6 protein-coding genes are annotated in these 9690 nt (G+C 75.0%); 5 read left to right on the top strand and 1 reads right to left on the bottom strand.

The features are described from left to right. Positions 1 to 8: 8 nt before the first annotated feature. The 3 genes from ACRAKI_RS19975 to ACRAKI_RS19965 are packed head-to-tail and all read left to right on the top strand — an operon-like array spanning position 9 to position 6514. Entirely contained in the window at positions 9 to 2588 is a 2580-nt protein-coding gene (locus ACRAKI_RS19975) for a hypothetical protein (RefSeq protein WP_447002021.1), read from the top strand. Positions 2589 to 2612: 24 nt separating this feature from the next. After that, entirely contained in the window at positions 2613 to 3491 is an 879-nt protein-coding gene (locus ACRAKI_RS19970; protein ID WP_447002020.1) for a hypothetical protein, read from the top strand. Beyond that, a complete protein-coding gene (locus ACRAKI_RS19965; protein ID WP_447002019.1) occupies positions 3476 to 6514 on the top strand; it encodes an AAA family ATPase in 3039 nt (1012 codons plus the stop codon). The genes ACRAKI_RS19970 and ACRAKI_RS19965 overlap by 16 nt, the downstream gene beginning before the upstream one ends. Here ACRAKI_RS19965 and ACRAKI_RS19960 read toward each other — a convergent pair whose 3' ends face one another. Then, the gene (locus tag ACRAKI_RS19960; RefSeq protein WP_447002018.1) at positions 6515 to 8386 is read right to left on the bottom strand and encodes an Hsp70 family protein; all 1872 of its coding nucleotides are present in this window, start codon (positions 8384 to 8386) and stop codon (positions 6515 to 6517) included. A 106-nt stretch (positions 8387 to 8492) separates the two neighbouring features. Here ACRAKI_RS19960 and ACRAKI_RS19955 point away from each other — a divergent pair, with 106 nt between their 5' ends. Then, positions 8493 to 9032 carry a histidine kinase gene (locus ACRAKI_RS19955; RefSeq protein WP_447002017.1) on the top strand — a complete coding sequence of 180 codons (540 nt, stop codon included), beginning with the start codon at positions 8493 to 8495 and terminating at the stop codon, positions 9030 to 9032. Next, entirely contained in the window at positions 9023 to 9688 is a 666-nt protein-coding gene (locus ACRAKI_RS19950; RefSeq protein ID WP_447002016.1) for a response regulator transcription factor, read from the top strand. Before ACRAKI_RS19955 ends, ACRAKI_RS19950 begins: the two co-directional genes overlap by 10 nt. Positions 9689 to 9690 lie beyond the last annotated feature (2 nt).

The raw sequence follows: 9690 nt of genomic DNA, 5'->3' as shown, positions 1-9690 counted from the left end.
AGGACGCCGTGGACGACGCGATCACCGTGGCGCGGGTGGGCCACGCGCTGCTGGTGGCCACGTCCGGCGAGGACGGCGAAGCGGCCGAGTTGGCCGCCGCACTGCCGCCCGAGCGCAACCGGACGGCGGTCGTGGTCGGCAGGTCCGCCGTGGCCGCCGTGACGAGGGTCGACCCGTGGGTGGTCGCCGACCTGGACGAGCACGTGTCCGGGAGCGTGCGACTGCTCGCACCGCACCTGGCGGCGGGTGGAGCGGGAGCCGTGCCACCGGCCAGGCTGCTGGCCGACCGGCTGGGCGTCGAGGTCGTCGCGCCGGACAACGCCCTGGAGGCCCTGGCGGGCGGCAACGTGTTCGTGTCCGGCAGGAACGCGGGCTGGGTGGCGTACCGGCCGGGGTCGAGCGGTCGCCGTCGCGGTCCGCGCCACCCCGCGCCCTGGTGGCAGGAGCACTTGCCGGAGGAGCCGGACCCGTCCGTCACGCAGATCCCGCTCGGCCTCTGGGTGCGGGCGGAAGGGGTGCCCGACCGCCCCGACGACCCGCTGCGGCTCCGAGTCCCCGATCCCGAGCGGCTCGTGGTCGTCGCGGGCGCGCCGGGCGAACCCGCCCCCGAGGTGTCCGCCGTGGCGGCGCTGCTCCGCTCCCTGCCGGGAGAAGCACGGGACCGGACGGTGTTCGTGTCCTATGGCTGCGACTTGGCGCAAGCGCTGGCCGAGGAGTTGGACGCCCCGGTGCGGACCCTCCACGGCATACCCGGCCCGGACCGGCCGGTGTGCCCGGACGAGGAGGGCAGGCCGACGTGGCGGCCGTTCGCGGTGGAGAGCGTGCACCTGCCGGGCGTCGCGCCCGTCCTCGACCGCTGGGTGGCTCCCGTGCCGCCGATGACCCTCGTCGCGCCCGCCGCCTACCGGTTGGCGGAGGGCTGGCGGCTCGACGTGCTGCCGCGCGGTCTGCTGGCGCGTCCGGACGACCTCGTGCCGGACCCGGAGTGGTCGGGCCGGACCGGCCCGACCGCCGACGTGGTGGTGGCGGCGGACCGCGAGGTGCCCGGTCCGGTGGTGGAGGCGTTGGACGACCTGGTCCGTCACCTGCCCGAGGACGCCCGGGAACACCTGCGGCTGGTGCCCGTGTCGGCGTTCGCCGAGGCGGCCGTCTCGCGGTTGACCGACGTGCCGCACCCCCGGCGGGCCACCGTCGTGATCACGGCGGACGGCCGGGTCCTGCCCGCTGCCCCGATCCTCGCCGCGCGGTCGCCGATCGCGGCGGTCGAGCTGCCGTCCGGGCCGCCGGAGGTCGCGGTCCCGCCGCGCCGGGCGCCACTGGCCCGCCGCAGGTGGGCCCCCGACCGCTCGCCGGCGCCGAGGGAGGTCGTGGGCACCGATCCCGTCGTCGGCGCACCCGGGCAGGCCGAACGCGAACACCCACCTCTCCGCCGGAGGACGGGCGCACCCCGCCGGCCCCTGATCGTGCCGACGCCCGCCCAGCCGACGGTCACCGAGCCGACGGTCGCTCAGCTGACGGTCATCGAGCCGAAACCCGTGTCATCGACGGCTGTCGCATCGGCCACGCCGGGACCGATCATCTCGCAGCCCTCCACGCCGTCCGCTCCGATCTCGCCCGCTCCGACCCCACCGCCGCCCGCCGAACCGCAGCCGGTAGTCGTGCAGACGCCCGACCCGACGCCACCCGCTCCCACCTCCGCAGAACCCGGCCTGGTGGAGGCGGGTCCGACAACCGACGCGCGAACCCCACTACCCGCACCCCTGCCGACCGCGCGGGCCTCCGTGACCGCACCCCCGAGCCCGAGGCCGTCACCACAGGCCCCCGTCGACCCCGTACCGATCACCACAGCCGCACCGATCGCCGGAGCCCCGCCGATCGCCGGAGCCCCGCCGACCACCGAAGCCGCACCGACCACCGAAGCCGCACCGACCACCGAAGCCGCACCCACCACCGAAGCCGCACCGGCGCCGGTGTCCATCCCCGTCGACGCCCGCAGCACCGCCGAGCAGCGCGCCAAGGTCCGGGCGGCGCTGGGCACCCGCTACGACGTGGCCGGCCGGGCCGTCGCACGGCTGCTCGCCGAACGCCCCGGTCTGCGCACCGCCGACTCCGCCGCGCCGGCCGCCGAACTGGCCGTGGTGCGGGTCTTCGCGTTCGACCCGGCCGACGACTACGACGCGGACTTCCACACGTGCCTGGCGTCGGGCCTGCGCAGGCTGCCCACCCGGCGCGGGGTGGTGGTGCGAGCCGCGCCCGCCGACCACGGCTACCGGGTCGGCACGGCGTTGAGCCTGCGCGCACCCGTCCTCGCCGGGGCCGCACCGCTCCCGCACCGGCTGCCCGGCACCGAACTGCTCATCTGGACGACCACCGCCCGCCGCCTCGACGGACTGCTCGACGACCGCCGCGACGACGTGGTGCTCCCGGCCCACACCCGCCTGCGGGTGCTGGCCGTGGAAGGGCGGCGTGTGCTGCTCGGCGAGGACGGCACGCCCGACGAGCAGGCGCTCGCCCGGCTGCGGGCCGTGGAGGAGAGCGAGCGGACCGAGGACGTCGCGCGGTGGCGCGGCGACCTGCCGATCGCGTGACACGACAACGGAAGGAGTCCCACCGTGCCCGAACCGCGCACCGCCGACCCGCACACCCGGTTGCTGGACTTGGCGGGCCAGGTGCCCGACGGCTGGTTGGCGGTCGCCCGTGAAGCGCTGGCCGCCGGCGACCACGGCCGACTGGAGGGCCTGATCACCGCGCTCGAACGGGCGGACCCGGGTGGGGAACCGGCCGGCCGGAGCTTCCAGCCGCCCGACGACCCGTGCTCCGACACCGACCGCGCGGTGGTCGGTGTCCTCGCACCGCAGCCCGTCGCCGCGTGCTGGCGCGCGATGCGCTCCGGCACGGACCCGGTGTACCTCGTGCAGGCGCGGTCCGGAGCGGATCTGCCCGCTCTCGCCGCCCTGCTGCAAGGGGCCCTGGCCGCCCGCGGAGAGCAGTCCCCCCGCGTCGAGGTGTTCGCCCCGGACGCCGTGCTGCCCGCTTACCACCAGGCAGCCCTGCTCGCCGCCACGCTGCTGTGGAGCGCCGAACCCGCCGTCCCGGTCCGGGTCGCCCGCACCTTCGACGGGGCCGAGCCCGCCCGAGGCCCCTACTTCGGCCATACCCGCGAACTGCTCGTCGAGGCCGACGAACGGCAGCGGCTGCTCGACTTCCTCGCGGGCGGCGAGGTCGTGCTGCCGGTTGCCGACCCGCTGGACGACGTGCTGTCCCGGGCCACCGGGGCGGTTCCGGTGGACCTGCGCTCGGACGGCGACTGGGTGTGGTCCGCAGCCTCGCACTACTACCTGGATCGCCACCTCGTGTCACCCGACCCCGAACTGGTGGAGCACGCCGCGTCGAGCAGGCCCGGCCGCGCCCTGACGCACCTCGAACGGCACCGCGTGCGGGCCGCGCTGACCCCCGTCCACGAGGAGGGACCGCTGTGGCGGGCCGGGTGAACGCCGTCCGCTCGGTCCTCGGTGTCTCGCCGACCGAACCGGACTGCTTCCGCACCATCAGCGACGCGATCGCCGCGGCCGGCGACGGCGACGTGGTGTCCGTGCGCCCCGGCGTCTACGCCGAGGCCGTGGTGCTGGACCGCGAGATCACCCTGTCCGGCGCGGGCGCCGCGGGTGAGGTGCGGATCGAGTCCGCGGGTGACCCGGTGCTGCGGCTGAGCGCCGAGCGCGCCACCATCTCCGGCATCGTGCTCGCCCACAGCGGCGGCGAGGCGGCCGTGGACCTGGCCGGTGGCACGCTGCACGCCGAGGAGTGCGTGGTGACGGCGGAGTCGTCCGTCGCCGTGGCGGTGCGCGGGGGCGCGGACCTGCGCGCCAGGGACTGCCGGATCGGCAACGGCGCCGGCGCGGGTTTGCTGGTGTTCGACGGCGGCCGCGCGGAGCTGCGCGGTTGCACGCTGGCGTCCATCGCCACCACCGCCGTCGTGGCGCGGGCCGGCGGCACGCCGAGGCTGGTCGACTGCGTCATCACCGACGCGCAGGGCGCGGTGCTCGCGGCCGACCGGGCCGACGGGTTCCTGGAGGACTGCCGCGTCCACCGGATCACCGGTGCCGCGATCGTCCTGGAAGCGGACAGCAGGCTCACCCTCACCGGCACCGTAGTGTCCGATGTGGACGGTGTGGCGCTGCTGGTCGGCGCGGGCTCCGAACCGGTGCTGCGGGACTGCCGCGTGGAGCGCACGGCGGCGCAGGCGATCGTGGTGGTGCAAGGCGCGTCCGCCGTCCTGGAACGGGTCGTGGTCGACTCGCCGCGCGGCCACGCCGTGCACGTGCTGGAGAACTCCTCGATCGAGCTGGCCGACTGCGAGATCCGCGGTGCCGGGCACGACAGCGTGCTCGTGGCCGGTGGCGCCAAGGCGAAGATCACCCGCTGCGCGGTCACCGGCGGCGACGGTGCGGGCATCCTCGCGGAGGACCAGGCCGACGTCGCACTGGTCGCCACGCACATCTCGGCCACCAACGGCCCCGGCCTGCTGGCACGTGGTGGCGCGCGGCTGGCGGTGGACGGCGGTTCGGTGCGCGGCTGCGCGGGTGGCGCGCGCTGGGAGACCGACGCGTCCGGTGAACTGCTCGACTGCGACGTGGTCGACAACCTCGGGGACGGCGTCTCGGTGCTCACCTCCGCCCCGGTGCGCGTGCGCGGCTGCCGGGTCGAGCGCAACCGCGGCCGAGACCTGAGGGGAGCCGTCGAGGACGCCGAGCCGGCGCGGGACAGGGCCGTCGGGGACACCCCGGTGGTGGAGAAGGCCGGACGACGCGGTGGCGCCCTCGTGAACGAGGACCTGGACGCGCTGCTGGCGGAACTGGACGCCCTGGTCGGGCTGGCGGGCGTGAAGCGCGAGGTGGAGACCCTGGTGCGGCTGCACCAGATGGCCGAACGCCGGGCCGCCGCGGGCCTGCCGTCACCGCCGATGGGGCGGCACCTGGTCTTCGCGGGCTCTCCGGGTACCGGCAAGACGACGGTGGCCCGCCTGTACGGCCGCATCCTGGCCGCCCTGGGCGTGCTGCGCACCGGCCGGCTCGTGGAGGTCGCCCGGGCAGACCTGGTCGCGTCGGTGATCGGCGGCACGGCGCTGAAGACCACCGAGCGGTTCGAGGCGGCGCTCGGCGGTGTGCTCTTCGTGGACGAGGCGTACACGCTGGCGGCGCAGAGCGGCGGCAGTGGCCCGGACTTCGGCCGGGAGGCCATCGACACGCTGGTGAAGCTGATGGAGGACCACCGCGACGACGTCGTGGTCATCGTGGCGGGCTACACCAACGACATGCGCACGTTCCTGGCCGCCAACCCCGGTCTGTCGTCCAGGTTCTCCCGCAGCGTCGAGTTCACCGACTACTCCTCGGCCGAGCTGGTGACGATCGTCGAAGGGCTCTGCTCCGGCAACCAGTACCGGCTGGAGTTCGAGACCCGCGCCGCGCTGCACACCTACTTCACGAACCTGCCGCGCGACGCCGCCTTCGGCAACGGCCGCACCGCGCGGAAGGTGTTCGAGGAGATGATCGGCCGGCAGGCGTACCGGTTGGCGGAGGACGAGACGGCCACGGCGGTCGCGCTGACCCGCCTGATGCCCGAGGACCTGGGGCCGCTGCCCGGCGCCGCGGTCGGCGCGGGCGCGGGACGGGTGGACGAGGAGCGCGTGGAGGAGCTGCTCGGCAGGCTGCGCGGGCTGGTCGGCCTGGACGAGGTCAAGGTCGAGGTGGCGGGCATGGTGGACCTGTTGGCCTCGGCCCGGCAGCGGCAGGCCGCCGGGCTGCCCGTGCCGTCGCTGAGCAGGCACCTGATCTTCGCCGGGCCGCCCGGCACCGGCAAGACGACGGTGGCCCGCCTCTACGGCTCGCTGCTGACCGCGTTGGGCGTGCTCGCCCAGGGGCAGGTCACCGAGGTGAGCCGGGCGGACCTGGTCGGCGAGTACGTCGGCCAGACGGCCCGCCGCACCACCGAGGCGTTCGACCGCGCCCGCGGCGGGGTGCTGTTCATCGACGAGGCCTACACGCTGTCCAGCTCGGCGGGCGGCGGCCACGACTTCGGCCGGGAGGCCATCGACACGCTGGTGAAGCTGATGGAGGACCACCGGGACGAGGTGGTGGTGATCGCGGCGGGCTACGAGCGCGAGATGGAGGGGTTCCTGGCGGCGAACCCCGGTCTGTCGTCGCGGTTCTCGCACCGCGTCAGGTTCGCCGACTACACCACCGACGAGCTGGTGACCATCCTCAACCAGCACGCCAACGAAGCGGGCTACGAGTGTTCGGGGTCGACCGTCGCCGCGTTGCGCGGTCACTTCGCCGCCGCCCCGCGCGGCGAGTCGTTCGGCAACGGCCGTTACGCCCGGCAGGTCCTGGACGAGGCGGTGACCCGGCACGCCCGCCGGATGCGGCACATCCCGTCGCCCACCGTCAACGACCTGTGCCTGCTCGTGCCGGAGGACGTTCCGGCGCCGGCCGGCGCTCCGGGAGTCGGTCGGTGATCAGCCCAGCTCGTCGCACGCGGGCGCGTCGACGGCCCCGGCGACCCACCGGATTCGGGTGAACGTGGCGTCGAACGCGCCGGCGGTGCTGAGCAGGAACGCGGTGTCGACGCGGCCGATGTCGAGCCCGGTGGAGGTGAAGCAGGACACCGGAACCGTCACCGTCGACTCGCGGCCGACCGGGAGCTCGCGGAACGCCGAGGTGGTCGGCACCTCCGACGCGCACGGGAACGTGCAGTGCACCGAGAGCGAGGTGGCGTCCGCCGGCCGGCTGTGGACGACGAGGTCGAGCACGATCGCGCCACCGCCGTCGAGGAAGCGGCGCAGGTCGGCGCCGCCCTCGGTGTTCTGGAGGTAGACCTGTCCGGAGCCGCTGCCGTTCCACGTCGTGCGCAGGCCGGCCGGGGACGCGGTCGCCGACACGGCTGTGTGGGCGACCGCGCGGTCGGGTTCGACGCGCGTGCCCGCCCAGTTCTCCGGCGAGCCGACCATGCCGACGTACGGCGCGACGACGGCCTCGCCGTCGAGCAGTCGCAGGTCCGTCGGCGAGCCGGGGTCGCGGCTGGTCGAGGTCGCCGCGGAGTGCGTGGTCGCAGAAGGCTGCGTGGTCGGCGCGGGCGCGGCGGTCGGCTCGTCGTCCCCGGAGAGCGACCAGACGGTGGCCGCTGTGCCCACCACGACGGCGGTGGCCGCGGCCACCGCCGGCACCAGCCACCGCGACCGGCGGCGACCGGTCGCCGCCGCGGTCGGCGGAACAGGTGCGACGGCGGGCGAGGGTGTGGCGGCGGTCGTGGAGCGCGCGATGGCCGCCGCGCCGAGGGCGACGGTGAACTTGGGGTGCAGGCTGACCCGGATGGGGGTGCCGAAGGCCTCGGACACCATCTGGGGCACCAGGGGGATGCGCGACGACCCACCCGCGAGCAGCACCGCGGCGATGTCGTCCGGCCGCAGTCCGGCGGAGTGCACGGTGCGCTGCAACGCCTCGGTGGTCAGCGCGACCGAGGGCCGGATCATCTCGTTGAACTCGACCCGGGTGGTGGTCACGGAGCGCTTGCCGTCGGGCAGCGGCACGGTGAGGGTCACGTCCGGCTCGGTGGAGAGGGTTTCCTTGGCGCCGGTGACGAGCGCGCGGGCCGCGGCGAGCACGGTGGCGGTGTCGGGCCGGGTGGGGTCGAGCGCGGACAGCGCCTGACCGGACCGCTGGTCGACGTGGGAGAGGAGGGCTTCGTCGAAGTCGATGCCGCCGAGTCGTTCGATTCCTTCGGGTGTGCCGAGGATTTCCATGCCGGTGGTGGTGGCGCGGAGGATGGTGGCGTCGAAGGTGCCGCCGCCGAGGTCGTAGACGGCGATGGTCTCGCCGGTGCCGAGTCGTCGTTCGACGGTGTAGTGGGTGGCCGCGGCTTCGGGTTCGGTGACGATGTGCGCGCCGGGCAGACCGGCCAGGTGCGGCACCTGGTCGAAGTGCTCGCGGCGGTAGGGACCCCAGACCGCGGGGCAGGTGAGGACGATGGTGTCCGGTGGCGTGCCTTCCTGGGCGGTGGCGAGGGCGACGACGTCACGGAGCTGCGCGGCCATCAGCACCTGGGGCGAGTAGGCCGTGCCGCCGATGACGATGGGCGTCGGGTCGCCGAGCCTGCGCTTGTGCCCTCGGGACACCCGGGTCGGGTCCGACGCCCCCGCGATCTCCGCCGCGTCACCGGTCAGCAGCCGCCCTTCCGGGGTGGCGAACACGGTCGAGGGCGCGACGACGTTCCGCCCCAGGGACAGCACCCTCGTGCCGGATTCCCCGGACACGGCAGCCGCCGTGAACGTCGTACCCAGATCAACACCCAGCCCGTACCGCACGTCGAACCTCCCTGCGTGGCGTTCCACGGTGATCCTCACGCACGAGGAGGCCGGTGAGGCGGTAGGGAAATCCCTACTGCCCCTTCGGGCCGGCCACCTTGCCCCTTCTCGCGCGCGCACCCACGCTGGTGGCGTGATCGGACTGGTGCGCGGGCTGCTCGGGCGGACCCGCTGGCTTCGACCCCCGGCCTGCGAGGCCACCGCCCTGCGGCGCGAGTTCGAGCGCGCCCTGCACGACGGCCCGGCGCTGAGGGTCTCGGCGCTCGCGCTGGAGCTGGGCCTGATCGCGGTGGCGATCACCGACCCGCGGGCGCGCGGGAAGGTGGACGCGGTCCAGGGCACCGTCCGGCTCGTGCTCGACGAGCTGCGGGACGTGGGCGACGCGCTCTACCCGTCCGTGCTGACCAGCGCGGGCCTCGGACCCGCCCTGCACGCGGTCGCCGAGCGGCGCGGCCTGGCGCTCGCGCTGGAGGTCCCGCCCGACCCCATCGACGCCGCGACCGCGTCCCGCGTGTGCCTGCTGCTGACCGATCACCTGCGCACGCTGCGACCCGAGTCCGCGGTGACCGTGCGGGTGCGCGGCGGACGCCACCTGGTCCTCGTCCAGGTGGTCAGCGACCAGCGCACCGGGGGTTCTCCCCGGCGCCACTGGGCGGTGGTCCGGTGCGCGTAGCGATCGCGGAGGACGGGGCGCTGTTCCGGGAAGGGCTCGTGCTGCTGCTGGAGGCGGCGGGGCACGAGGTGGTGGGGTGCGTGGCGGACGGCGACAAGCTCTTGGCGCTGGTGGCCACCCAACCCGTGGACGTGGCCGTGCTGGACATCCGGATGCCGCCCGAGCCGGACGGCGGGCTGGTGACCGCCGAGCGCATCCGCGCCCTGCGACCGGAGGTCGGGCTGCTGCTGCTGTCGCACTACGCCGAGACGCACTACCTGATGCGGGTGCTGGAGATCGGCACCGAGAACATCGGCTACCGGCTCAAGGAGCGGGTGGCGGGAGTGCAGGTGCTCGGCGACACGCTGGCGCGCATCGCCGGCGGCGAGATCGTCATCGAGCCCGTGCTCGCCAAGCGGCTCGTGCAGGCACCGGCCGGACGGGACGGCGGCGCGCTGGCCACGCTGACCGAGCGCGAGTCGGACGTGCTGCGGCTCATGGCGGAGGGGCGGACCAACAACGCCATCGCCAAGGAGCTGTTCGTGTCGGCGAAGGCCGTGGAGAAGCACATCGCGGCGATCTTCACCAAGCTCGACCTGCCCGGTGACCCGTCCGCCCACCACCGCCGGGTGCTGGCCGTGCTCGCGTACCTGCGGGCCCGCCGGATCGACGGGTAGCC

The sequence above is a fragment of the Saccharothrix isguenensis genome (assembly GCF_052936305.1).
Note: the sequence above shows the minus strand (reverse complement) of the source record. Positions and strands in the feature narration are given on the sequence as shown.